The following is a 23,750-nucleotide window of genomic DNA, read 5'->3' as shown; positions in this document are numbered from 1 at the left end:
TATAAAACCTGCAGATAAATATGTTGGTTAAGATACGAACTTAGACTTAGCAATTTTCTAAATAGATTGCTAAGTCGTACCACCTCGCAATGAAGATAGAAGGGAAAATTGAGGCATTGGAAAGGAAAACCTTAAACCCTCTACCTTCCTGCCTTCAACATTACTAAGGAACAATCTCTTCCAAATAGCTTTCAATCGGCGGACAAGCGCAAATTAATGCCCTATCGCCATGGCTATCGTTAACACGGCCAACTGAAGGCCAGAATTTGCGTTCTAGTACATATGGAAGTGGGAAAGCAGCTGTTTGACGGCTGTAGGCATGATCCCAATCGTTTGCGGTAATTACCGACACGGTATGAGGAGCATTTTTTAAAGGATTATCTGTTTTATCAAAAGTTCCGTTTTCTACAGAAGAAATTTCGTTTTTAATCGCGATCAAGGCATCACAGAAACGATCCAACTCGTGTTTAGGTTCCGATTCGGTAGGCTCAACCATTAAGGTACCCGCAACCGGGAACGAAACTGTTGGTGCATGGAAACCGTAATCCATTAAACGTTTTGCAATATCAGTAACTTCGATTCCAAAAGCTTTGAACGAACGGCAATCTAAAATCATTTCGTGTGCGCAACGGCCCTGAGCACCAGAATAAAGTACTGGATAGTGCTGCTCTAAACGCGCTTTCATGTAGTTTGCATTTAAAATTGCATACTTGGTGGCATTCGTTAAACCTTCGGCACCCATCATCGCGATATAAGCGTGAGAGATGATCAAAATCGAAGCCGAACCCCATGGTGCAGATGAAACTGCAGAAATAGATTTTCCTTTATCAATATCAACCACAGCATGGCCAGGAAGATAAGGAACCAAGTGTTTTGCAACACCAATTGGGCCCATACCAGGACCACCGCCACCGTGAGGGATACAGAAAGTTTTGTGCAGGTTTAAGTGGCAAACATCGGCACCGATATTAGCCGGGCTTGTTAAACCAACCTGAGCATTCATGTTTGCCCCATCCATATAAACCTGTCCACCGTTAGCGTGGATGGTTTCGCAGATTTCGATGATACTTTCTTCAAACACCCCGTGGGTAGATGGGTAAGTTACCATCAAACACGATAGGTTATCTTTGTGTAATTCTGCTTTGGCTTTTAAATCTTCAACATCGATGTTACCATTTTCTAAAGATTTAACCACTACAATTTTCATGTCGGCCATGGCAGCAGAAGCAGGGTTGGTTCCGTGTGCCGAAGCAGGGATTAACGCCACATTACGGTGGAAATCGCCTCTATCATTGTGATAAGCACGGATAACCATTAAACCAGCATACTCACCCTGAGCACCAGCGTTTGGCTGTAAACTCATGGCAGCAAAACCGGTAATTTCGCTCAACCATTTATCCAGTTCGTTAAAAACAGAATAGTAACCCAATACCTGATCGGCAGGGGCAAATGGATGTATACGGCCAAAGTGAGACCAGGTAACCGGAATCATTTCTGCTGTAGCATTTAATTTCATGGTACAACTGCCCAAAGCAATCATAGAGTGGCAAAGCGATAAATCTTTTGCTTCTAATGATTTGATGTAACGCAACATTTCATGCTCTGAGTGGTGCGAGTTAAAGATTGGGTGCGTTAAATAAACCGAAGTACGTTGTAGCGATTCAGGAATAACCGTTTCTACATTTTCTACCACTTCAACCTGATCGGCAGCAATGGCTTTTACTTTAGCAAATACTTTAGCAATTAAAACAATATCTTCAAAGGTAGTCGTTTCATCAAGCGAAATGGTAACCACATTACCAACGTAGTTGAGGTTGATTTCGTTATCGATACATCCTGAGTGGATGCCACCTTTTAAATCGCCCAGATCAAAACGGATGGTATCGAAATAAGCTGAATTCAGCTGCTCAAAACCTAAGCCTTTTAAAGTAGCAGCTAAGCTGATGGCCAAACCGTGTGTACGCTCTGCAATGGCTTTTAATCCTTTCGGACCATGGTAAGCAGCATAAAAACCAGCCATAATAGCCAATAAAGCCTGCGCAGTACAGATGTTTGAAGTTGCTTTATCTCTACGGATATGCTGCTCGCGGGTTTGCAGCGCCATACGTAAAGCATAATCGCCATGGCTATCAATGGTTACACCGATAATACGGCCAGGGATATTACGTTTATAATCTTCTTTAGTGGCGAAAAAAGCAGCATGAGGACCACCAAAACCCATTGGTATACCCAAACGCTGTGTAGTACCAACCACTACATCAGCACCCCACTCGCCCGGAGGCGTTAATAAGGTTAAGCTTAAAATATCGGCAACTACGGTTAATTTAATATTTTGGTTGTGCAATGCAGATGCGAAATCTTTGTAATCGAAAACTTCACCATTTCCTGCCGGATACTGTACAATTGCACCGAAGAAATCTTCAGTGGCTACGAAATCTAAATGACTTCCAATAACCAGTTCAATACCGTAAGGGTTTGCACGTGTTTTTAAAATATCGATGGTTTGAGGGAAAAGCAATTCGGAAACGAAGAACTTTTTGGCGGCCTGGTTTTTACGCAAGCTGTATTGCATAAACATTGCTTCCGCAGCGGCAGTACCCTCATCCAATAAAGATGCATTGGCAATTTCCATTCCGGTTAAATCGATAACCATGGTTTGGAAATTTAACAAAGCCTGTAAACGGCCCTGAGCAATCTCTGCCTGATATGGTGTATATTGTGTGTACCATCCTGGATTCTCAAATACGTTACGTAAAATTACACCCGGGGTAATGGTATCATAATAACCTTGACCGATAAAGCTTTTGAAAACTTTATTCAATAATGAAGTTTGTTTTAAAGCACCAAGATATTCAGTTTCTGATTTTGCTGCCGGCAAATTTAAAGGCTGTTTTAACCTAATTGCCGTCGGAACAGTTTGTTCAATCAGCTCATCAATAGAATTTACGCCAACAGTTTGCAACATTTCGGCTGTATCTGCCTCATTTGGCGCAATATGACGATTTTGAAAATCTTCCTTGTAATGGATATTTAAGCTCATGCGGTATGAATAATAAATTTGCGTGCAAAGGTAGCAAAAACGAAGCTGTATTTTACTATCAATCAGTGTAAAAAAGGTGTCTTATTTATGCTTAAAAGCGACAAAATTAGTAGATTATGTAGCTAAAGAATAAGACAAACGTTTGTTCATTTTTAATCGTATAATCCGATTATTTGGAAAGCAGATAGCCTGCTAAAATTTAAGTTCGTTCCCGCTATATGTTTCAATCTTTTTGCCACTTCGTATCATGCGGAGGCACAAAGCAATCCTACGCTATGGGTGAGCAAAAAGCTTTAATTTATTTCATACCTAACGATCGTTGTAAGATTGCTTCGTCGTTCCTCCTCGCAATGACGGACTTTTCTGTTTTCCGCTTTAATATTTAACCTTACTTCTGCACCTTCCAACCTTCATCCTTACTCAGCTTCAGCTTATAGGTTTTGGTAATGAAATTACTGTTTTTATTGGCATCATCATCGAAAGGGGCAAAATCGGTAGTCACCATTTTTAGCGATACGGTTACCTTTGCTGTACTCGAATTTACCTGTGCAAAATCAACCGGTTTCTCGTCAGACAATGCGTACTCTACAACTTTTACCGTTGCTCTATCGTTATCCTGCTTCAATACCAGTGGACTTGCCTTATCGGTTAACGTAATCTGATAAACAAAGCTACTGTCTTTTGAAAGGAATTTCTTTTTAGCTTCTTTCAGATCGAGCGTAACCAAACCTTTGCTTGCCAAAGATTTATATTTTCCGAGCTCAAACATATCGTTGGTGCTGTTAAACTTCATCTCGCCAAATTTAAACCGGGTGGTTTTATACTCAGGGTTGGCTTTTAAATAATCGGTAATTACCTCGGAAGCTTCGTCTTGGTTGATGGTAGTTTTCGTTTTACAGGCCGCTAAGCCAAGCACGATAAAGGCTAAAATATAAAGAGTAAGTTTTTTCATGTGTAAATACGTTATGCTTTTTAAAGATATTTATTTTTTTTGTAAGTCGGAGGTCGTGTGTCCCAAAGTCAGAAGATATTTAGCTCAATTTTGACCTTTCATCCTCAACTTTTCTATCCGCTAGCTTTTTTCAGATACTTCAGATTTGGCAAAACCATGGCCGATAAAATGACCACAACCCCAACCCACCTCAAAAAAGAAACCTGCTCTTGCAATACAAAACCCGCCATCATTACGGCAACGGGCAATTCTGCAGCACTTAAAATGGAACTTAGGGCCGTACCAATTTTAGGCACACCTTCTGCATAAAATAAGGGTGGAATTACAGTGCCGAAAACCGAAATAATCAATCCCCATTTTAAAAGGCTTCCGCTTAAAGCGCCGTTGTATAAAAATGTTGGCGGAAAAATAATAAAGATCAATATACAGGCACCGGTAATCATCAGCGCGCTCTTTTTTAATGGTGCATATTCATTCCCGATCTTACCACTCAGCAATAAGAAGCCAGCATAGCAAAGGGCGGCCAGTAAGCCAAAGCCAATGCCCTTTAAATCCATATCTTGTATATTCGTTTCTACCATTCCACTGGCTAAAACGGTTCCGCCCAGCACCAGTAAGATGGCCAAAAACTGCAATGCTGTAGGCTTCTTTTTAAAAATGAGGTATTCCAGTAAAATGCTCATCCAGATAAACTGCATCAATAAAATAATAGCAACCGAATTAGGAACAAGCTTTACACTTTGATAGTAGAAAATACTCACCAAACCAGTACATGTACCTGCCAGCATCATTTTCCACCAAGGGGTTAGGGCAGGAACAACCTTTGACTTGTAACTTGCCGTTCTGCGCTGGAAGAAAAAAAGTATCCATAAAATTACGGCACCAAAAAAAGCCTGCGCACCGGTTACATCGCCTAAAGTATAACCTTCGTGATAAGCCAGTTTAACAAAAGTAGATAATATGCCAAAGCTACAGGCACCGAAAAAAACAAGGAGAATCCCTTTTAACATAGATAAAGGTTAAAAGCTTAAAGCGGAAAGATTAAAGCTTTAGTCTTTTTGCTTTAGTCTTTCTTCTTGTTAAGCTAGTTGTTGCAAATATTTTTGAATGGTGGTTTCCAGTCCCAGATAAAGGGCATCGCTAATTAAAGCATGACCTATTGAAACTTCTAACAAGCCAGGGATGCTCTGCGCAAAATAGTGAAGGTTGTGCAAATCCAGATCGTGACCAGCGTTAATACCCAAACCGAGTGTATTGGCATGATGAGCTGCCGCGATGTAATTTACAACTGCTTTTTCACGGTCGGCAAAATAGTTGTGCGCATAAGCCTCCGTGTAAAGTTCTATGCGGTTCGTTCCGGTTTCAACTGCACCCTCTACCATTTCTACCACCGGATCGACAAAAATAGAAACGCGGATGCCTTCCTTTTGGAAAACAGCAACCATTTCTTTCAGGTAATCTTTATGTTTAACAGTATCCCATCCATGGTTAGAGGTAATCTGGCCTTCGGCGTCGGGCACCAGGGTAACCTGCGCCGGCTTATTGGCCAAAACCAGATCAACAAATTTATCTTCTTTACAATTTCCTTCAATGTTAAACTCTGTTGCAATAACAGCCTTTAAATCGTAAACATCCTGATAACGGATATGGCGTTCATCTGGGCGTGGGTGAACCGTAATTCCCTGCGCACCGAAACGCTCACAATCTAAGGCAACCTTAACCAGATCAGGGTTATTACCCCCACGGCTATTGCGGAGTGTAGCAATTTTATTGATATTAACAGATAACTTTGTCATAAAGCAAAGATAAGGCTTTGCGTCTGTTAATCTAAAACCTTAAAAAAAATTGACTTTTTTTTGCTCATATTTGCCTCTGTAGATGAACTTAAAAGATACCCAGGTATATAAAATTTTAATTGCATTAATTGCTATTGTTAGTTTACTGGCACTTTTTGGTGGCGTAATGGAACCCGATTCTGCGCTGTACGCCTCTATTGCGAAAAATATGGTACTCCGCAACGATTGGATCAATATCTATGTGCGCGGTGCCGATTGGCTCGATAAACCTCACCTCACTTTTTGGCTGGCTGCAGCTTCTTTTAAAATTTTTGGTATTACCGCTTTTGCCTACAAACTTCCATCCTTTTTATTTGGCTTATTGGGTGCCTGGTATCTCTACAAACTGGCTAAAGATATCTACGGCGAAAAAACAGGATTGATCAGTGCATTGATTTTACTTAGTTCGCTGCATATACTCATTTCTACTTTTGATGTACGCGCAGAAGTTTACATTACCACATTTACCCTAGCAGCCATTTATCATTACTACAAAGCGCATCAGGGTTCTTTTTGGCATATCGTTGCAGGCTCATTCTTTGCCGCCTGCGCCATCATGATTAAGGGCATATTTGTACTGATCCCTGTGTTTGGTGGTTTTATTATTTATTGGCTGTTAACCAAACAGTTTAAGGAGTTATTGAAACTGAAATGGTGGCTGGCCATTGCTTTGATTTTTATTTTCATCATCCCCGAATTATATACCTTATACGTTCAGTTCGATTTACATCCTGAAAAAATTATATTCGGAAAAACTGGGGTGTCGGGCTTAAAATTCTTTTTTTGGGACAGTCAGTTCGGTCGTTTTTTTAACAATGGACCAATAAAGGGCAAGGGAGACATTTCATTCTTTTTGCATACTACGCTCTGGGCATTTTTACCTTGGTCGATATTGTTTTATACCGCGGTGGTTAACCTTTTCAGAAAGAAAAACCGGGTTAATCTTCCAGCAGAAAGCATCATGATCTGGACAAGTGCGGCAATCACTTTTCTACTGTTTTCACTTTCGAAATTCCAGTTGCCACATTATATATTGATCATTCTTCCACAGTTTGCCATCATCACAGCCTTGTACCTGCAAAAACTTGATGGTAAAAACTTAAAGGCATTTTGGTACATACAGAGCGTATTGCTGATCATTTTACTTGCAGCTATAATTTTTATAGGTTTTTATTCGGGCTTCAATTTTCGTTTTTATGGCATTGCGCTTCCGTTTGTAGGGGTTATCCTTGGTTTTTTCCGTAAGATAAGCTTTCAATCGCTGATCATCAGAAGCATAATCGTTGCCGCATCGATTATGGTTTTTCTCTCGGCATTTTTTTATCCATCGGTTTTAAAATACGAATCGGGTATGCAGGCCGGAAAATGGCTACAAGAAAATTATCCCAATGCAAAAGCTTCAGTTTTAATGCACCCTGATGCGTATTCGTTTGATTTTTATGCCAATGGCGAACCTCAGTATTTTTGGAGCTATGAAGCGCTTGATAAATTTAACGCAAAAAAAGACCTTGTGATTTACACCCCTGAATCGGAGCTTCAAAGATTAAAGACGGAATACCATGCCGAAGTATTAAAATCGTTCGAGTATTATCACATCACTAAGTTAACAGGCAAGTTCATCAATCCCAAAACCCGTGCTCAGGTTTTAGAACATTTTTATTTGGTTAAAATACATTAACATGGATTTATTCTTCCGCATTTTAAAATTTGGGTTAACGGGTTTCCTCGGAATGGCAATAGATTTCGGCGCTACCTGGTTGTGCAAAGAGAAGATTAAAATAAACAAATACGTGGCAAATGCCATTGGTTTTACCCTTGCAGTAACCAATAATTACCTCATTAACCGCGTTTGGACATTCGAGAGTACCAACATCCACTGGGCAACCGAATTCAGTAAATTTTTAGTGGTTAGTTTAATTGGTCTGGGCTTAAATACCATTATTATTTACCTCTTCCACCAACGGAAAAACGGGACTAATTTTTATGTAGCCAAGTTTTTTGCAATTGTAATTGTTTTCGTTTGGAATTTTTTGGCCAATATGTTGTTCACTTTTAGGTAAAAGTCTGAACACTAATGGAAATTTGGATAATTTTGGAAGATAAATACATGCGATTTGCATGGACTAATGAACCAATGACCAGTGAACTAATGAACCGCATTAAGAAACGTTTTTGCCAACAAAATAAATTACAACAAGCCAAATTAATCCTTTAATCAGGAAAAATAGGAAGCCGATAAGGCCCACCCTTTTAAACCATAATTTTAATTTTTCTTTGTTCATTACCCTGCTGGTAAAGATAAAAGATTTGAACTAAATTAGAAAGATTTTAAATAAGGAAATATGAAGTTATCTAAATCTTTGCTACTCACTTTATTTTCATTATGTTTTTTAACACAGCTATCTTTTGCTCAAAGTTTTGGTGACATCAAAAAATATAAAGTGAACTATGCCTTGGCAAGGATCAATAGTAAAAAGCCAATTAAAAACATTAGCCTCGATGCTAACAATATTGAAGGAATAGATGCATTTTTAGCGATCAGAAGCTTTACCGCCAATGATCAGAAATATATCCTCTTAGTTAATCCGAACAGTTTGGATACCAAAATCGATCTGGCCAGCAAGTATACGCTAAGCAGTTTACAGTATCAGAATGTACTGGCTATTTTTAAAACTACAGCATACATTAAATCCATCGAGGCCGCAGCCGCTAAAGATCTCCAGTTACAAAACGCGGGCATCGATCATGCCATCCCAAACGAAAAGGGAATTACCTTAACCATCGATCTTTGTCCTTCACACAAGGCTTTAGACCGGGTTATTTTTCAATCGGTTTTTGATGAATTTAAAAAGATAGAGCAGCCTGCCCCGCTAGCAGTTTCTGTTTCGGGCAAATGGATGCTGAAACATCAGGATGACCTGAACTGGCTTAAAAGTTTGATTGCACAAAAGGAACTGAATATTACCTGGATAAACCATACCTACAACCATGAAGTAAATAGTTTACCCCTGGCCGAGAACTTTTTATTGGCCCCGGGCACCAATTTAGATGTAGAAGTGCTGGAAAATGAAAAACTGATGCTTAAAAACGGTTTAACGCCATCGGTATTCTTCCGTTTTCCTGGCCTGGTATCGGATAAAAGCATTGTTGAAAAAATTGAGGCTTATGGTCTTATCCCGGTTGGAAGCGACGCTTGGTTAGCCAAAGGTCAGCAGCCCAATGCAGGTAGTATTGTATTGATACACGGCAATGGGAACGAAGAAATTGGCGTTAAAGATTTTATACAGCTGTTAAAAACCCAACAGGCCAATGTTAAAAACAAACAGTGGCTGCTTTTCGATTTAAGACAGGGCTTGGAAAAGGAATTTGAATGAGTTATCTCTTTGTTTTACCACAGAGATCACCGAGAAAAACACAGAGGCCGCAGAGATAAAAATTTAAACTAAATAGTAAAAACCGACCACAAATACGCGAAGCCACAAATGTTTTTAATTCTTATTGCCCTTTGTGCCTTAATGGTTAATGTATCATCACTTTTTAACCGGCAATAACTTTATTTCTTTTGCTTTAAACCGGTTATTTACAATTTCACCTGTAACTTCTGCTTTACTAATGGCGTTGCAGAAACCGTGTTCGCCATGTGCATCACCAAAATCGTCAATGCCTTTACCATCTACAAAATAAGGTTTGCCATTAATCTTCACAGCTAGTTCGCAATCTTTACCTTTCATTTTAAATTGACATTCGCTACAGGCAATATCAACAGTTTGCTTGGTTATCACTTTGGAAGCAGTTGCTTTTTGAGGTGTAGTTTGCGCACTTACAGAAAATGCAAATACGCCCAAAAGGATCGCAAATATTAACTTTTTCATTGTTTGTGTTTTTTTGTAAATATAACGAATCTCAGTAGGTTTAATTCGATGTTAATGTTTTTTTAAAATGCCTCTATGAGGGCTACGCCGTTCAAAAACTTCCGAGGTTAATCTAAAACGGTGGGTTTTGCGTTAGGGATTGTAAGGGTCCAGTGCCGGTCCTTTACCGGTACCGGAGCGCAGCGTAGCCCTGAAAAGCTCGCCCCCTTTCCCCGATTTTTCATCGGGATTGGGGGAACGCCCATATCAAAATAAATTATCCCTAAATAGATCCTTAAACAAGTTCAGGATGACGTTACGCCTTAAAAATCTCTCCGGTTTTTAGGAAATACCTATAGATACCCCGCCTTATAGGCACCCCTCTGGGAGAGGGAAATAAAAAAAGGGATATGCAAATTGCACATCCCTCATAATTATATAGACTTTCGACTGAAAACTCAGTACTAATATCTGTAAGTATCTGCCTTGAAAGGACCTTCTACCGGTACACCGATATAATCAGCCTGGTGTTGATCTAAAACATCTAACTCTACACCGATTTTTTCTAAGTGTAAACGGGCTACTTTTTCATCTAAATGCTTAGGTAAAGTATACACTTTGTTTTCGTAAGCAGCGGTATTGGTCCAAAGCTCTAATTGCGCTAAAGTTTGGTTGGTAAACGAGTTACTCATTACAAAACTTGGGTGACCAGTTGCACAACCTAAGTTAACCAAACGGCCTTCAGCTAAAATGATAACGTCTTTACCGTCGATGGTATATTTATCAACCTGAGGTTTAATTTCAACCTTGGTATCGCCATAAGTACCATTTAACCAAGCCATATCGATTTCGTTATCGAAGTGACCGATGTTACAAACAATAGCTTTATCTTTTAATGCCCTGAAGTGTTTTTCGCGAACGATATCACAGTTACCAGTTGTAGTTACCACGATATCTGCTTCTTTAATTGCGGTATCTAAACGTTTTACTTCGTAACCTTCCATTGCCGCCTGTAAAGCACAGATCGGATCAATTTCGGTAACAATAACACGTACACCTTGTGAGCTTAAAGATTCTGCAGAACCTTTACCAACATCTCCATAACCACAAACAACGGCTACTTTACCGGCCATCATTACATCGGTTGCTCGACGGATCGCATCTACCAATGATTCGCGGCAACCGTATTTGTTGTCGAATTTAGATTTGGTTACTGAATCGTTAACGTTAATTGCAGGTAAGTGCAATGTTCCGTTTTTCATTCTTTCGTACAAACGGTGAACACCAGTGGTAGTTTCTTCTGATAAACCTTTAATGGCTGCAATCAGCTCAGGATATTTATCAAAAACCATATTGGTCAAATCGCCACCATCATCCAAAATCATGTTTAATGGTTGTTGCTCCGGACCGAAGTGTAAAGTTTGTTCGATACACCAATCAAATTCTTCTTCGTTTAAGCCTTTCCAAGCATAAACCTGAATACCAGCAGCAGCAATTGCAGCAGCAGCATGATCTTGTGTAGAGAAAATATTGCATGATGACCAGGTAACTTCTGCACCTAAGGCCACTAATGTTTCGATTAAAACCGCAGTTTGGATCGTCATGTGCAGACAACCTGCAATGCGTGCGCCTTTTAGCGGTTGCGTTGGACCGAATTCTTTACGTAAACTCATTAAACCTGGCATTTCTGCTTCGGCTAATTCGATTTCTTTACGGCCCCATTCTGCCAGTGAAATGTCCTTAACTTTGTAAGGGATGTAAGTTGTCTCTACTGATGACATAATATAATTGTTTAATTGTTTGTAAAACAGTATTTTAAAAATAACAAACCTTTAAGCTGCTTCATGATTTGCATACCGCTAGATTTAAGCATTATTTTCAAGCTCCAAAATTACGCAATACTTTAACCAATTACAAAGTTCAATCTTCAGCGTAAACCATTCTGCATAAATTATTTGTCAAAATATGCCAATATCTTACCTAACCGCCTAAAATGTGTAAACACAGGTGCACAGGCTAGCCGGAAATATATTTTCCATAAGGAAGTTTATTAACGATATATACAATAACTCCAGAGACAAATAGGCATACAATTGTTTTTAAGGGAATAGCGTAAATAGGATTTACCAGAATTTCATCTAAGCCTAACCTTGGCATAAAAAACAAAACCAAAATGTGAACCAGATATATACCATAACTATATTTATTGATAAACTTGATGATATAGTTCTGCCCAGTAAAATTGGATGTTTTAAACGAAACAAATACGCCAACAGCAATCAGCAGCACATTGGGGGTTAAATAACTATAGAAAGCACCATTCATTTCTCCCTTGTATTTTGACACTAAATAGGTGCCAACCGCAGTAATGCCAATACCGATAATGATTAGAAATACTGCAATGCATTTTACACGGATTTCATGTTTGAATGTTTTCTTTGATAGGTAGTATCCAAGAATAAGGTAGCCCAAATAACCCGAAAAATAGGTTAAATCGATATTTATCTTAAACTTATGTATAAACGGTTGATTGAGAAAAAGTGTGAGCAACCAAATACATAGGAAATACAACATTTCTTTTTCACTACAGTTTCTAACCCATTTTCCGATTATCGGTATAAAAAGATAAATTCCGATGATCATATAAACATACCAGAGATGGTATGCACTTCCCCTCGCCATTGATGTATAAATATTCCTAATTAAAGCCATAGCCGACATTTCTACACCGTTTAATGAGTTTAAAATATAGACAAGACTCCAAAAAAACAGGGGAAGAACAACGCGAATAACACGCCGCCTTAAAAATCCAGAGATTTCAACTTCTTCATTTAATAAAAGTGCACCTGTAAGCATTACAAATATTGGCACACAAAACCTAACAGAACTATCGTATACATTGCCTACCCACCAAAAAACTGTAGAGATATTGCCATATTGGGAGGCTGTATTTGCAGCAATATGCAGGAAGATAACCGATACAGTACCTAAAACCCTCAAATAATCAGCCCACAGCACTCTTTCGTTTTGTTTGTTATCCATTATTATGCAAGTTTCTTATTAGCTATCTGGCTTTAAAATTACAAAGTTTGTTCAATAATAAATTACGACACTGGGTTTTACTATTAGATTATCTGAATTCTAGCTGCGGAAAATTACCGATTAAGCCCTCCGGCACTTTAGAAATAAAAAGCCTATTGTTAACTTACCAACCAAATCAATCTGTTTTGTGTTATGAATGAAATTAAATGGGGAATTATTGGCTGTGGAGATGTTACTGAAGTTAAAAGCGGTCCGGCGTTTAACAAAGTACCCAATTCATCATTAGTAGCTGTAATGCGTAGGGATGCCGAAAAAGCTGCAGATTACGCCAAACGACATGGTGTACCAAAATGGTATAGCGATGCCACCCAATTGATTAACGACCCTGAAGTAAATGCAATTTACATTGCCACGCCCCCATTGCAGCACGAAGCCTATACCATCGAAGCGCTTGCAGCCGGAAAGCCGGTATATGTAGAAAAACCAATGGCCTTAAATGCCGAAGCAGCCCAGCGCATGGTTAATGCGGCCAACAATTATGGGGTTAAGCTGAGCGTGGCCCATTACCGCAGGGAACAGCCTTTATTTTTAAAAGTTAAATCGTTATTGGAGAATAATATCATCGGCGATATACGTTTTGTTGATTTAAAAATGCTCCAGCCTCAAAAAAGCAAGCTTATTGCCAAGGCCGATTATAATTGGCGAATGGATCCAAGTATTGCCGGCGGTGGTCTATTTCACGATCTTGCGCCACACCAGCTCGATTTAATGCTTTATTTCTTTGGGGCGGTTAAAAAATTTAGTGGCATTCCCCTTAAGCAGGATCGGCAGCAGCAGGTTGACGATCTTGTTAACGGCCATATTTTATTCGAAAACGGAGTGCTTTTTAACGGTACCTGGTGTTTTACGGTAGCCGAAGGCGCACAGCTCGACACCTGTGATATTTACGGAGCAAAGGGAAAAATAAGTTTCCCCATGTTTGGACACCAGATTAAACTAACCCTTAACGGTAAAGAAGAGCAGTTTGATTTTCTGCCATTGGCACATGTAGAACAGCCGATGATTGAAAAAGTAGTTGAATACTTCTTAAATAAATCGGGCAATCCCTGCAGCGGCGAAGAAGCGTTAAAAACTATGGAATTATTGGATGGCTTTACTTCGAAAAACCAGAAGCAATAGCCCTCAGGCTTATCTTTTTATTTTTTTTAAAAATTTTGCACAAATTTTAAAACAATTTTTCGGCCATCCTGTTTATCATATAGTTTGTTTGGTTTAGCTTTATATGATGGATGTCTGTAAAGCAAAAAAATTCAGCCTCATAGCAATATGGGGCTTTCTCATTTTACAGGATTTTTCAGTCCTTTAGCATAGCAGATGAATGATAATGCCATACCCATAACTACTATTCGTTTATCTTGTTCCAGATATCTTTGTAAAGTTCTTCGTGTCTTCTAAACTGTAAATGCACGTATGGGCACAATGGAATTACCTTCAATTGGTTTTCCCTTACATAAGCTACCATGGCATCGAGCAGTAGTTTGGCATATCCTTTCCCCTCTCTATCGGGTTCTACTTCTGTATGGTAAACAGTTAAATCATTTCCCTGAATATCGAATACCATTTCTCCGGCCTTGCCGTTCTCATCGAAAATATCGAATGAACTTGGTCCTTCCTCTTGAAGGCTTAATTTTACTTCTGCCATGATTGCCTCGTTTAAATTTGCGGTTTTTTGATCATTAAATCTGCCCGATTATGTGAAAGCAAATTACGACAATTACCTTTATTGTTTTACACTTTTTGCGATTTGATTCCCGCTTGTGAACCTTCAATTCACTATAGCGACCAACCTTTAAACAAAACTTTGATTTTCAATCAATTATTGCTTAAATTGTTATAACCAAATTCACTGTTATGAAAACTGTAAAACACTTATTAGATACCAAGCAGGTACGCATTATCTCGGTATCGGAAAACATTTCGGTTTTGGATGCCTTAAAAGTAATGACAGAAAAGAACATCAGCGCTGTTTTAGTAATGGAAAATGGAAAACTATCGGGCATTTTTACTGAAAGGGATTATGCCAGGAAGATCATCCTTCAGGGCAAATCATCTAAAGATACGTTGATTATGGAAGCCATGACGGCCAACCCGATTACCATTACCTTAACCGATAGCATTGATTACTGTATGGAACTGATGACAGAGCGGCATATACGCCACCTACCCATTGTAGTTAATGATGAAGTAAAAGGTATGGTTTCAATCGGAGACGTGGTTAAATTCATTATCGCCGATCAAAAACAAACTATTTCTCAGTTAGAAAGCTATATTAGTGGGTAAATTTCCATCGGACTAAAAACATTATCGGATCAGGAACGCTTTAATATCATTCAATAAAAAATTAGCGGTAGAGATAACCGAAATGGCCGCTAATCTTGTTAACTGTATTATGAATTTGCTATTTCCACCTCCACTCACCAGCAATGGTTAGGGGTTCTTTTAAATTCTGCGATTCTAAGAAAGCTTTAAGCTCATCTTCACCCTGTACCCCTACCGGAATTTTTGGGGTATTGGCCAAAGCATAGGTAAGCATGGCACTGTAACGCACCGTATTTTTCAATTCCTGCTCATCAACCAGTTTAAACGAATCGCCATCTGAGTGATAAAAAGGGCCAGAATTATTAGGCAGTTTACCGCCAAAACCACCTCCAGTTGGAATTCCTTCCAGCATAAATGGCTGATGATCGCTATGTAGGCCTGCACCAGCGTTAAACAAATTTTTAAAACCCGTATCTATTTTTACAATTTCTGCACCCCAGGCTGTAAATAAATCTTTCATCTCAGCCCTAGAGGTAGAAAAACCCTTCGGATCATTGGTCATGTCGTAATTTAACATAAACTTCACCTGGTTTAAGGCTCCTTCCTTTTTAGCCTGCTCTACATAAGCCTTTGAGCCCAATAAACCCTGCTCTTCACCCATAAACAACACAAACTCGACAGTTCGTTTCGTTTTCAGATTCAGTTTTTTAAATGTGCGTGCCATATCTATAATAGCAAAAGAACCTATTCCGTTATCAATGGCGCCGGTGGCTAAATCCCAGCTATCTAAATGTCCACCAACTACAATTTTATCTTTTGGTAAGGTTGTACCCTTAAAAGTGGCAATTACGTTTCTGGCTTTGATGATGCCTGAGAAATTCGTCATTTCAATATGGGCAATCTGCGGCTGTGTTTTTAATTTTTCTTTCAGGGCCATGCCATCTTCCAAACCGATACAAACCGCAGGGATAGCAATCAGTTTACCGGTTACAGAAGCTGTACCTGTTAGCAGTACGCCATCTTTTACGGTATTGATAATAATGACGCCAGTTGCACCGTATTTTGTAGCAATTGCTGTTTTTTCTGAGCGGTGCAAAGATTTTGTTCCGGCAGCAGAGCCAGGTAATACCCCCAGATAAATCAATGCAATTTTTCCTTTAAATTTAGCAGGATCGGCTTGATAATCGGCCTCTAAACCATTACCGGCATCCACAATATCAGCAGTAACATTGGCATTAACCGGCGAATGCGCCAGTGTAACTGCTTTGGCTTTGGTTAAACTGTTTTTATCAGCCCCAATTTCAACATTAATGGTTTTTCTACTCCAGCTTTCTACTTCAAAAGGTTGAAATTTTACGTCGCAACCGTATGATTTTAATAAACCGAAAGCATACTGCTCTGCTTTTGCCCCATTTGCTGAACCTGTTAAACGGTGACCAATGGTTTCGGTTTCGAATTTTAACGTTTGATAAGCTTTAGCATTTTGTTGCACTTCGGTGTTGATTTTGGCAAAAACATCACCGAATTTATCTTGGGCATTGGCCAATATTGCACAACAGATGAGTGCAGCTGAGAAAAAGTATTTCATAATAAGTTGATAATTGGGTGAAAATACAAATTTGCAGCACAGGATTGATGCTGTAACGGTTATTTTGCTTTAGATTTTCCAATAAAATTAACCATATAAGTTCATTGCAGCTTATAGGCCTTATATGGTTAATAAGGAAAGCAATAGAAAATCTTAATTGCTAAAAACTAAGGTTTAACATGCCCCTTTTTCTTCGGGAAGATCAAAGAAGCGACAATACTAATTACCAAAATGGCCAAAATAATGATCAACGAATGTTCGGTGGTAAAACCCCACTTCTCCAGGTAATTATGTCCGAGCATTTTTACCCCGATAAAGGCCAGCAATACTGCCAAACCCGTTTTAAGGTAGTGGAATTTGTGGATAATGTTTACGAGTAAAAAGAACATTGAACGCAAGCCCATAATGGCAAAAATGTTCGAAAAAAATACGATATACGGATCTTTGGTTACTGCAAAAATAGCTGGAATAGAATCAACAGCAAATAACAAATCGGTAAATTCGACAATGAGCAACACCAAAAACAAAGGTGTAACCAGCGTTTTATGGTCGATTTTTACAAAAAAGCTTTTCCCTTCATATTTAGGATGTATCGAGAATATTTTTGATGCCCATTTAACAACGGGGTGATTTTCTGGATCGATTTTATCATCTTCTTCTTTACTGAAAAACATTTTTATCCCTGTAAAAACCAGGAATGCACCGAAGATGTAAAGGATCCATGCAAATTTAGCGATGAGTGCCGCGCCTACAAAAATGAAGATGAAACGCATAATAATTGCACCCAAAATCCCCCAGAACAGTACACGGTGGTAATATTTTTCTTCTACGGCAAAGGCCGAGAATATCAATACAATAACAAATATATTATCAACCGAAAGCGCATACTCGATTACATAACCGGTTAAAAACTCTAAGCCCAGGTTTTGCCTGTAAATGGCTAAACTGCCGTCAAAATCGTCAGGCAGCAATTTAATGTGGTGCTGATGTTTGGTTACAATTTCCTGAAGGTGGGCAAAATCTTTAATCCCATGCAACTGATGGCCTTCGGTTAACAGCAAGAAGTAAAAGCCTATGGCCAATGCAACCATAACCAAGCTCATTACCCCAGCCTGTTTTAAACTCACAATATGATCTTTCCGGCTAAAAAGACCTAAATCTAAAGCCAGAATCAATACAATAAAAAGAAGAAAACCTAAGCTGAAAAGTAATTCGTTGCTCATTATTTTTTGCGTTCAGTGGTATACAGTACAAGTTGTTCTAAACCGGTCCTTGCTTCGCCTGCATCAAACGCATGCAAAATGGCAAAAGCTTCATTCTGGTATTCCAACATTTTTTGGTTGGCATAATAAACCCCCTCATGGGCGTTTACAAAATCTATAATCTGCTGGATTTTAACCGGATCATCCTGATGGTTCTTAACCAGGTTAATTATCCTTTTTCGTTCTGTTTTTTCGGCTTTATTAAGCGCATAAATTAAGGGCAGTGTTACTTTTTTCTCCTTAATATCAATGCCCAACGGTTTGCCTACATCATCAGTTCCAAAATCGAAGGTATCATCCTTAATCTGAAAGGCAATGCCAACTTTTTCACCAAAGAGGCGCATTTTCTCTATTGTGGCATCATCAGCACCTGCCGATGCTGCACCCGCCGCACAACAAGAAGCAATTAATGAAGCTGTTTTTTGGCGGATTACATCGAAATACAGCTCTTCCGAAATATCCATCCTACGCACTTTTTCTACCTGCAACAGCTCCCCTTCACTCATCTGCTTCACCGCTTCGGATACAATCTGTAACAAACGGTGTTCGTTATTGTTTACCGAAAGCAATAAACCTTTGGCAAGCAGGTAATCGCCAACCAAAACAGCGATTTTATTTTTCCATAAGGCATTAATGGAGAAAAAGCCACGGCGCTCGTAAGCATTATCCACCACATCATCATGTACCAGCGTAGCCGTATGCAAAAGCTCAACCAAAGCTGCTCCACGGTGTGTAGATTCGGTAATGCCACCGCATAGTTTTGCTGCAAAAAATACGAACATCGGCCGCATCTGTTTGCCTTTTTGCTTTACAATATAGTGGGTAATCCTATCCAGCAACGGTGCGTCGCTGTGCATAGATTCTTTAAAGGTTTTTTCAAACGCTTTAATATCGGCTGCTATAGGTGTTTTTATCTGTTCGATTCCCGGCATTAAGTCGAAAAATTTTGATTGCAAACTTAAGCTAATTTCCCATAAAAAGATAATCTAATGCAAAGCATTGTACAGGTTTATAAAAGCAACGCCAGCAATTATTTATTACTTCCGTCCTGCTATTGCCCATAGTCCGCGCCCTCATGCTTCGGGCTGTGGGCTATTTGGCGCTATCAGGTTTAAAATCAATGGAGGGTGCATGTAAATTTCCCCTCAACCCTCTAAAGCAATTCGCTAAAAAATTCGCTTTATTTATTTCAAAAGTTTACATTTAAACCAATATTATCAGTGCCATATGAAAAAACGCTACAAAGTCATTATCGGCCTTTCTGCCTTAATTGTTGCAGGTTATTTATTGGGACCAAAACCCAAAAAACCGATCTACAACGAGCAGTTGATTCAGGTACCAGATCTGGATGATTTAGATAATTACGTAGCTGCCATCGAATCGATACATAAAATAAAGCCGGGCAATGAGGCCGAAATTGTATGGGCAGATACTCTACATCAGCAAACAGAATATGCCATAGTGTATCTGCATGGTTTTTCGGCATCCAAAACGGAAGGAAATCCGGTACATTTAAACTTGGCTAAAGAACTACATGCCAATTTATACCTTGCCCGTTTGGCCGATCATGGAATTGATACCCTAGCACCAATGAAACAGTTTACCGCCGACCGCCTTTGGGAAAGCAGCAAGCAAGCTTATGCCATTGGTAAAAAATTAGGCAAAAAAGTAATTCTGGTGGGTACCTCTACCGGGGGCACCCTTGCTTTGAAACTGGCCGCAACCTATCCAGACATTAACAGTCTGATCCTAATATCACCAAATGTGGCCATTAACGATAAAAATGCCTGGTTGTTAAACGACCCCTGGGGGCTGCAGATTGCCCGTAAGGTTTTAGGCAGCGATGAGCGCAGAGTAGATGGCAGAACCTTGGAATACAAAAAATACTGGTACACCAATTACCGCATCGAATCGCTGGTAGAGCTGCAGGAATTTATAGAAAGCACCATGACCAAAAAGACTTTCGAAAAAGTAAAACAGCCTCTTTTAATGCTTTATTATTACAAAAATGAACTGGAGCAGGACCCTGTAGTAAAGGTTGATGCCATGTTAAAAATGTACGATCAGCTTGGAACGCCCGAAAACCTAAAACGAAAAGTAGCTATACCAAATGGTGGCAACCATGTTTTAGGCAGTTATATCACGGCTAAAGATTTACCGAGTGTAGAAACTGCGATTGATAGTTTTGTGGGGAATGTGTTGAAAATACCAGTGTATTGATTTAGAGCAAATAAATATTTATAGGTGATTAAAGACTTAATAACTGCGATAGCCAAAAACCATAAAGATTCTGGTTTCCTGTTGCATGATCCTGCTAGCAATCAAGCCATCCTTGAATTTGAAAAAGCAATCGGGTTCGAACTTCCGCCTGATTTCAGAGAATTTTATTCTATATGTAATGGTTTTGAATGTGATGAGGACATCTTTAATTTCCTCTCTCTCGAAGAAATAATAGCGAATAATAATTTTGGAAGCTCTTGGTTTTATTTTGCAGAGTATATGATTTATTCGGATATGTGGTCGATTCGAAAAAACGATAAAGGAGTTATTGAAATATACAATGAGGAAGATATTGTGCTTACATCTTCCTTAAGTGAATTCCTGGAAAGATTTCTAAACGGCGGCGTATTTGAATCAAATGGTTTATATCACTGGAACAAAGAAATTAAGAATAAGTCAATCAAGCATATTAATGTAAATCCGGAGCCCATCATAAAAAAGCAGTCCTTCATGAAAAACAAACCCTTATTGCAGGAAATTTTATGGCTTTTAGGCTGTATTGCAGTTAGCGTAATTATAGGATTCTGCATATTTGGAAAAGCTATTTTTGAAAAAGACATTGACATTAACCTGCATGATACTTATTTTGTTATTGCAAATCATCACTTTTTAATTTCCTTTTTCTTAATCATTTCCTTTACAGCCTACTTCATTAAAGAAAAAAGACGTTCATTTAAGCCAAGAGGACCTTTTCTAATATTTTTATTTTTAGGCCTGTGTTTTGTTGTACTGCTTACCAAAGCTAGTCCAATTTTTTCCTTTTTCAACAGTCCACTTGGATCAGTATGGACAGTTTATCCGCCATTATCAGCAGTTGCTACAACTCCTAAAGCAGAAAGTTTTACTTCAACAGTTTTCACCTTAAACAATACTCTAGTGGTATTTCAAGTGTTGATAATCACATTAATGTTATTCGCATCTTACAAGCATGGGAAACAGACAGTTTGCAATAAAGAGGTTAAATAAAACGACCGTCATCTCGACTGAAGCGCAGCGAAACGGAGAGATCTAAATAAAAGGACGCTCAAGTACGCAAAATAGAAGGGATAATTCAAAATCAGTTCACAGACTTACGAGGTTCTGCCCTGCCATGCCCCACGAAACCTCGTAAGACAATTTAGCCAACAATATTTTTCACAATCATTTCGGCGTGCACCCTCGAATTTTCGATAAAAAGCTTGTGGGTATCTAAACCTCCGCAAACTACGCCGGCCAGGTATAAACCTTTTACGTTAGTTTCCATGGTTTCTTCATTATAAACCGGGCATAGCGTTTCGGGTAAATCAATGCCGAATTTTCGCAACATCGAAAAATCAGGCTGATAACCTGTCATGGCGATCACAAAATCGTTCGCAATTGTTTTAATCCCTTCCGGCGTTTTAATATCCACTTCTCCTTCCCTTATTTCAACAAGTTCAGCATTGAAAAGTGCAGTAACTTCGCCTTCTTTAATTCTGTTCTGAATATCGGGCCTTACCCAGTATTTAACATGCGGACCAAGCTCTCCACTCCTCACTACCATGGTTACATTTGCGCCTTTGCGGTAAGTTTCCAAGGCGGCATCTACTCCCGAATTATTGGCCCCAACCACCACTACATTTTGAAAAGCATACAGGTGTGGATCTTTATAATAATGTGTAACCTTTGGTAAATCTTCGCCCGGTACATTCATTAATAAAGGTACATCGTAAAAGCCCGTAGCTACAATTACATTACCAGCAGTATATTGTGTTTTCGAAGTATTGATTTCGAAAATCCCATGATCATTTTTAACCACCTGCTTTACGGTTTCGAAAAGATGGATATTTAAACTGAACTTTTCGGCCACGCGGCGATAATACTCAACGGCTTCGTTCCGGTTTGGCTTAGGACTAATGGTAACAAAAGGAACACCTCCAATTTCTAGCTTTTGCGATGTAGAAAAGAAGGTCATAAATACCGGATAGTTAAACAAACTGTTTACCAAAGCACCTTTTTCTACAATTACGTAGCTTAGGTTTGCTTTTTGAGCTTCAATGGCACAGGCCATCCCGATTGGTCCGGCACCGATAATGAATACGTCGTAATGATTTTGATTTGCCAAATTTGCGATTATTATACTTTCATTGCTTTGCTGGGGCAAGCAAAATCTGTTCTTTTTAAGTCTGTGTTTTTAATTGCCCCATAACCGCCAGCTACATCAATTACATTTTCGACGCCACGCGATTTTAATATTGAAGCGGCAATCATCGAGCGGTACCCGCCTGCACAGTGAATGTAATAGGTTTCCTTTGAATTGATTTCACCTGTCCAATCATTGATAAAATCCAACGGACGGCTTAAAGTAAATTCCAGATGTTCTGATTCATATTCGCCAGGTTTACGCACATCAAGCGCTGTAATTTCGCCTGCATTTGCTGCCTGCTCAAAAGTTTCGGCCGAAATAGATGCTATACTATCAATCTCTTTATTGGCAGAAATCCAGTTTTCAAAACCACCATCCAGATAACCAATTGTACTATCGTAGCCAACCCTTGTTAAACGGGTAATGGTTTCTTCTTCTTTGCCCTGATCGGTTATTAACAGAATAGGCTGTTGCAGGTCGGTAATCAGTGCACCAACCCATGGGGCAAATTGCCCATTTAAACCAATGTTGATCGAATTTGGGATAAAACCTTTGGCAAAAACCTGTGGATCGCGGGTATCGAGCATAATGGCACCCGTTTGATTTGCCGTATCCTCGAACTGCTGAGGTGTTAGCGCATTTAGGCCTTTCTCATAAACTTCATCAATGCTTTCTACACCACCTTTGTTAATGGCGGCATTTTTGGCAAAATATTGTGGTGGAGGCATAATACCATCGGTTACCTCGGCAATAAACTGTTCTTTTGTTTCGGCTTTTAGGGCATAGTTAACCTGTTTCTGATGTCCAAGTGTATCAAAAGTTTCTTTACTCATGCTCTTGCCGCAGGCCGAACCCGCACCATGCGCAGGATATACGATAACATCATCGGCCAAAGGCTTAATTTTCTCGTTTAACGAATCGTAAAGCATCCCTGCCAGATCTTCCATCGTTAAATTTCCCTTTTGCACTAAATCCGGACGGCCAACATCCCCTATAAAAAGGGTATCGCCACTAAAAATACAGTGATCCTTACCATCCTCATCGGTTAACAGATAAGTGGTAGATTCTAAGGTATGGCCCGGCGTATGTAATGCGGTTATGGTAATGGCACCGATTTGAAACTGCTCGCCATCTTTTGCGATATGCGATTTAAATTCGGTTTTGGCAGTTGGTCCGTAAATAATTGCTGCACCTGATTTTTCTGCCAGATCTACGTGGCCAGAAACAAAATCTGCATGAAAATGAGTTTCAAAAATATATTTTATCGTTGCACCGGCTTTTTCGGCTTTCTTTAAATATGTTCCAACTTCTCTTAAGGGATCTATTATCGCGGCTTCGCCATTACTTTCAATGTAATAAGCGGCTTCTGCCAGGCAACCTGTATATATCTGTTCTATTTTCATGATTGAATAAGTATCTAGTGGGGTATTGAGTATCAAATATCAAGGCACAACCTAAGCCTTAAACCTCTATACTT

General features: G+C 39.2%; 20 protein-coding genes. 7 read left to right on the top strand and 13 right to left on the bottom strand.

Going from position 1 to position 23,750, the window contains the following annotated elements; genetic code table 11:
- Positions 1 to 163: 163 nt before the first annotated feature.
- The 4 genes from gcvP to ACS5PU_RS15790 form a co-directional block, all read right to left on the bottom strand.
- Complete coding sequence (gcvP, locus tag ACS5PU_RS15805) at positions 164 to 3,040, bottom strand: aminomethyl-transferring glycine dehydrogenase (RefSeq protein ID WP_439460125.1); 2,877 nt, start codon at positions 3,038 to 3,040, stop codon at positions 164 to 166.
- Between the two features lie 388 nt (positions 3,041 to 3,428).
- Positions 3,429 to 3,992, bottom strand: a complete 564-nt coding sequence (locus ACS5PU_RS15800) for a hypothetical protein (RefSeq protein ID WP_439460124.1) — start codon at positions 3,990 to 3,992, stop codon at positions 3,429 to 3,431.
- Positions 3,993 to 4,105: 113 nt separating this feature from the next.
- A complete protein-coding gene (locus tag ACS5PU_RS15795) occupies positions 4,106 to 5,002 on the bottom strand; it encodes an EamA family transporter (RefSeq protein WP_439460123.1) in 897 nt (298 codons plus the stop codon).
- A 69-nt stretch (positions 5,003 to 5,071) separates the two neighbouring features.
- The gene (locus tag ACS5PU_RS15790; RefSeq protein ID WP_439460122.1) at positions 5,072 to 5,788 is read right to left on the bottom strand and encodes a pyridoxine 5'-phosphate synthase; all 717 of its coding nucleotides are present in this window, start codon (positions 5,786 to 5,788) and stop codon (positions 5,072 to 5,074) included.
- An 82-nt stretch (positions 5,789 to 5,870) separates the two neighbouring features.
- On the opposite strand from ACS5PU_RS15790, the gene ACS5PU_RS15785 reads away from it, so the two are divergent.
- The 3 genes from ACS5PU_RS15785 (at position 5,871) to ACS5PU_RS15775 (ending at position 9,201) form a co-directional block, all read left to right on the top strand.
- The gene (locus ACS5PU_RS15785; protein WP_439460121.1) at positions 5,871 to 7,505 is read left to right on the top strand and encodes an ArnT family glycosyltransferase; all 1,635 of its coding nucleotides are present in this window, start codon (positions 5,871 to 5,873) and stop codon (positions 7,503 to 7,505) included.
- A 1-nt stretch (position 7,506) separates the two neighbouring features.
- Positions 7,507 to 7,887, top strand: a complete 381-nt coding sequence (locus tag ACS5PU_RS15780; RefSeq protein WP_439460120.1) for a GtrA family protein — start codon at positions 7,507 to 7,509, stop codon at positions 7,885 to 7,887.
- 282 nt (positions 7,888 to 8,169) lie between these two features.
- On the top strand, positions 8,170 to 9,201 hold the full coding sequence (locus tag ACS5PU_RS15775; protein ID WP_439460119.1) for a polysaccharide deacetylase family protein: 1,032 nt from the start codon (positions 8,170 to 8,172) through the stop codon (positions 9,199 to 9,201).
- Between the two features lie 156 nt (positions 9,202 to 9,357).
- Here the strand turns inward: ACS5PU_RS15775 and ACS5PU_RS15770 are convergent, their stop codons facing one another.
- The 3 genes from ACS5PU_RS15770 to ACS5PU_RS15760 all read right to left on the bottom strand — a co-directional run bounded on the left by ACS5PU_RS15770 (position 9,358) and on the right by ACS5PU_RS15760 (position 12,720).
- Entirely contained in the window at positions 9,358 to 9,699 is a 342-nt protein-coding gene (locus ACS5PU_RS15770; protein ID WP_439460118.1) for a DUF6370 family protein, read from the bottom strand.
- Positions 9,700 to 10,142: 443 nt separating this feature from the next.
- Complete coding sequence (ahcY, locus tag ACS5PU_RS15765) at positions 10,143 to 11,459, bottom strand: adenosylhomocysteinase (RefSeq protein ID WP_439460117.1); 1,317 nt, start codon at positions 11,457 to 11,459, stop codon at positions 10,143 to 10,145.
- A gap of 235 nt (positions 11,460 to 11,694) precedes the next feature.
- The gene (locus tag ACS5PU_RS15760) at positions 11,695 to 12,720 is read right to left on the bottom strand and encodes an acyltransferase (protein WP_439460116.1); all 1,026 of its coding nucleotides are present in this window, start codon (positions 12,718 to 12,720) and stop codon (positions 11,695 to 11,697) included.
- A gap of 192 nt (positions 12,721 to 12,912) precedes the next feature.
- Here ACS5PU_RS15760 and ACS5PU_RS15755 point away from each other — a divergent pair, with 192 nt between their 5' ends.
- Complete coding sequence (locus ACS5PU_RS15755) at positions 12,913 to 13,899, top strand: Gfo/Idh/MocA family protein (RefSeq protein WP_439460115.1); 987 nt, start codon at positions 12,913 to 12,915, stop codon at positions 13,897 to 13,899.
- A 223-nt stretch (positions 13,900 to 14,122) separates the two neighbouring features.
- On the opposite strand, the gene ACS5PU_RS15750 is transcribed toward ACS5PU_RS15755, so the two are convergent.
- Positions 14,123 to 14,422: a GNAT family N-acetyltransferase gene (locus ACS5PU_RS15750; protein WP_439460114.1), complete on the bottom strand. Its 300-nt coding sequence runs from the start codon at positions 14,420 to 14,422 to the stop codon at positions 14,123 to 14,125.
- 209 nt (positions 14,423 to 14,631) lie between these two features.
- Here ACS5PU_RS15750 and ACS5PU_RS15745 point away from each other — a divergent pair, with 209 nt between their 5' ends.
- Complete coding sequence (locus tag ACS5PU_RS15745; protein WP_439460113.1) at positions 14,632 to 15,060, top strand: CBS domain-containing protein; 429 nt, start codon at positions 14,632 to 14,634, stop codon at positions 15,058 to 15,060.
- 118 nt (positions 15,061 to 15,178) lie between these two features.
- On the opposite strand, the gene ACS5PU_RS15740 is transcribed toward ACS5PU_RS15745, so the two are convergent.
- From ACS5PU_RS15740 to ACS5PU_RS15730, 3 genes are all read right to left on the bottom strand, one after another.
- Positions 15,179 to 16,627: a M20/M25/M40 family metallo-hydrolase gene (locus tag ACS5PU_RS15740; protein WP_439460112.1), complete on the bottom strand. Its 1,449-nt coding sequence runs from the start codon at positions 16,625 to 16,627 to the stop codon at positions 15,179 to 15,181.
- A 167-nt stretch (positions 16,628 to 16,794) separates the two neighbouring features.
- Complete coding sequence (locus ACS5PU_RS15735; RefSeq protein ID WP_439460111.1) at positions 16,795 to 17,850, bottom strand: TerC/Alx family metal homeostasis membrane protein; 1,056 nt, start codon at positions 17,848 to 17,850, stop codon at positions 16,795 to 16,797.
- Complete coding sequence (locus tag ACS5PU_RS15730) at positions 17,850 to 18,821, bottom strand: polyprenyl synthetase family protein (RefSeq protein WP_439460110.1); 972 nt, start codon at positions 18,819 to 18,821, stop codon at positions 17,850 to 17,852. Before ACS5PU_RS15730 ends, ACS5PU_RS15735 begins: the two co-directional genes overlap by 1 nt.
- Before the next feature lie 295 nt (positions 18,822 to 19,116).
- Here ACS5PU_RS15730 and ACS5PU_RS15725 point away from each other — a divergent pair, with 295 nt between their 5' ends.
- Positions 19,117 to 20,109: an alpha/beta hydrolase gene (locus ACS5PU_RS15725; protein ID WP_439460109.1), complete on the top strand. Its 993-nt coding sequence runs from the start codon at positions 19,117 to 19,119 to the stop codon at positions 20,107 to 20,109.
- Positions 20,110 to 20,133: 24 nt separating this feature from the next.
- A complete protein-coding gene (locus ACS5PU_RS15720) occupies positions 20,134 to 21,135 on the top strand; it encodes an SMI1/KNR4 family protein (RefSeq protein ID WP_439460108.1) in 1,002 nt (333 codons plus the stop codon).
- A 151-nt stretch (positions 21,136 to 21,286) separates the two neighbouring features.
- On the opposite strand, the gene ACS5PU_RS15715 is transcribed toward ACS5PU_RS15720, so the two are convergent.
- Positions 21,287 to 22,252: a YpdA family putative bacillithiol disulfide reductase gene (locus tag ACS5PU_RS15715; RefSeq protein WP_439460107.1), complete on the bottom strand. Its 966-nt coding sequence runs from the start codon at positions 22,250 to 22,252 to the stop codon at positions 21,287 to 21,289.
- Between the two features lie 11 nt (positions 22,253 to 22,263).
- Positions 22,264 to 23,676, bottom strand: a complete 1,413-nt coding sequence (locus ACS5PU_RS15710) for an MBL fold metallo-hydrolase (RefSeq protein WP_439460106.1) — start codon at positions 23,674 to 23,676, stop codon at positions 22,264 to 22,266.
- Positions 23,677 to 23,750 lie beyond the last annotated feature (74 nt).

It is taken from the genome of Pedobacter sp. GSP4 (genome assembly GCF_051857575.1).
Taxonomy (GTDB): Bacteria; Bacteroidota; Bacteroidia; order Sphingobacteriales; family Sphingobacteriaceae; genus Pedobacter.
The sequence above is the reverse complement of the archived record's forward strand: the minus strand, read 5'-3'. Positions and strand labels throughout refer to the sequence as shown.

Coding starts and splice junctions, on each gene's coding strand:
- gcvP (WP_439460125.1), bottom strand. CDS start 3,040: ATGAGCTTAAATATCCATTACAAGGAAGATTTTCAAAATCGTCATATT.
- ACS5PU_RS15800 (WP_439460124.1), bottom strand. CDS start 3,992: ATGAAAAAACTTACTCTTTATATTTTAGCCTTTATCGTGCTTGGCTTA.
- ACS5PU_RS15795 (WP_439460123.1), bottom strand. CDS start 5,002: ATGTTAAAAGGGATTCTCCTTGTTTTTTTCGGTGCCTGTAGCTTTGGC.
- ACS5PU_RS15790 (WP_439460122.1), bottom strand. CDS start 5,788: ATGACAAAGTTATCTGTTAATATCAATAAAATTGCTACACTCCGCAAT.
- ACS5PU_RS15785 (WP_439460121.1), top strand. CDS start 5,871: ATGAACTTAAAAGATACCCAGGTATATAAAATTTTAATTGCATTAATT.
- ACS5PU_RS15780 (WP_439460120.1), top strand. CDS start 7,507: ATGGATTTATTCTTCCGCATTTTAAAATTTGGGTTAACGGGTTTCCTC.
- ACS5PU_RS15775 (WP_439460119.1), top strand. CDS start 8,170: ATGAAGTTATCTAAATCTTTGCTACTCACTTTATTTTCATTATGTTTT.
- ACS5PU_RS15770 (WP_439460118.1), bottom strand. CDS start 9,699: ATGAAAAAGTTAATATTTGCGATCCTTTTGGGCGTATTTGCATTTTCT.
- ahcY (WP_439460117.1), bottom strand. CDS start 11,459: ATGTCATCAGTAGAGACAACTTACATCCCTTACAAAGTTAAGGACATT.
- ACS5PU_RS15760 (WP_439460116.1), bottom strand. CDS start 12,720: ATGGATAACAAACAAAACGAAAGAGTGCTGTGGGCTGATTATTTGAGG.
- ACS5PU_RS15755 (WP_439460115.1), top strand. CDS start 12,913: ATGAATGAAATTAAATGGGGAATTATTGGCTGTGGAGATGTTACTGAA.
- ACS5PU_RS15750 (WP_439460114.1), bottom strand. CDS start 14,422: ATGGCAGAAGTAAAATTAAGCCTTCAAGAGGAAGGACCAAGTTCATTC.
- ACS5PU_RS15745 (WP_439460113.1), top strand. CDS start 14,632: ATGAAAACTGTAAAACACTTATTAGATACCAAGCAGGTACGCATTATC.
- ACS5PU_RS15740 (WP_439460112.1), bottom strand. CDS start 16,627: ATGAAATACTTTTTCTCAGCTGCACTCATCTGTTGTGCAATATTGGCC.
- ACS5PU_RS15735 (WP_439460111.1), bottom strand. CDS start 17,850: ATGAGCAACGAATTACTTTTCAGCTTAGGTTTTCTTCTTTTTATTGTA.
- ACS5PU_RS15730 (WP_439460110.1), bottom strand. CDS start 18,821: ATGCCGGGAATCGAACAGATAAAAACACCTATAGCAGCCGATATTAAA.
- ACS5PU_RS15725 (WP_439460109.1), top strand. CDS start 19,117: ATGAAAAAACGCTACAAAGTCATTATCGGCCTTTCTGCCTTAATTGTT.
- ACS5PU_RS15710 (WP_439460106.1), bottom strand. CDS start 23,676: ATGAAAATAGAACAGATATATACAGGTTGCCTGGCAGAAGCCGCTTAT.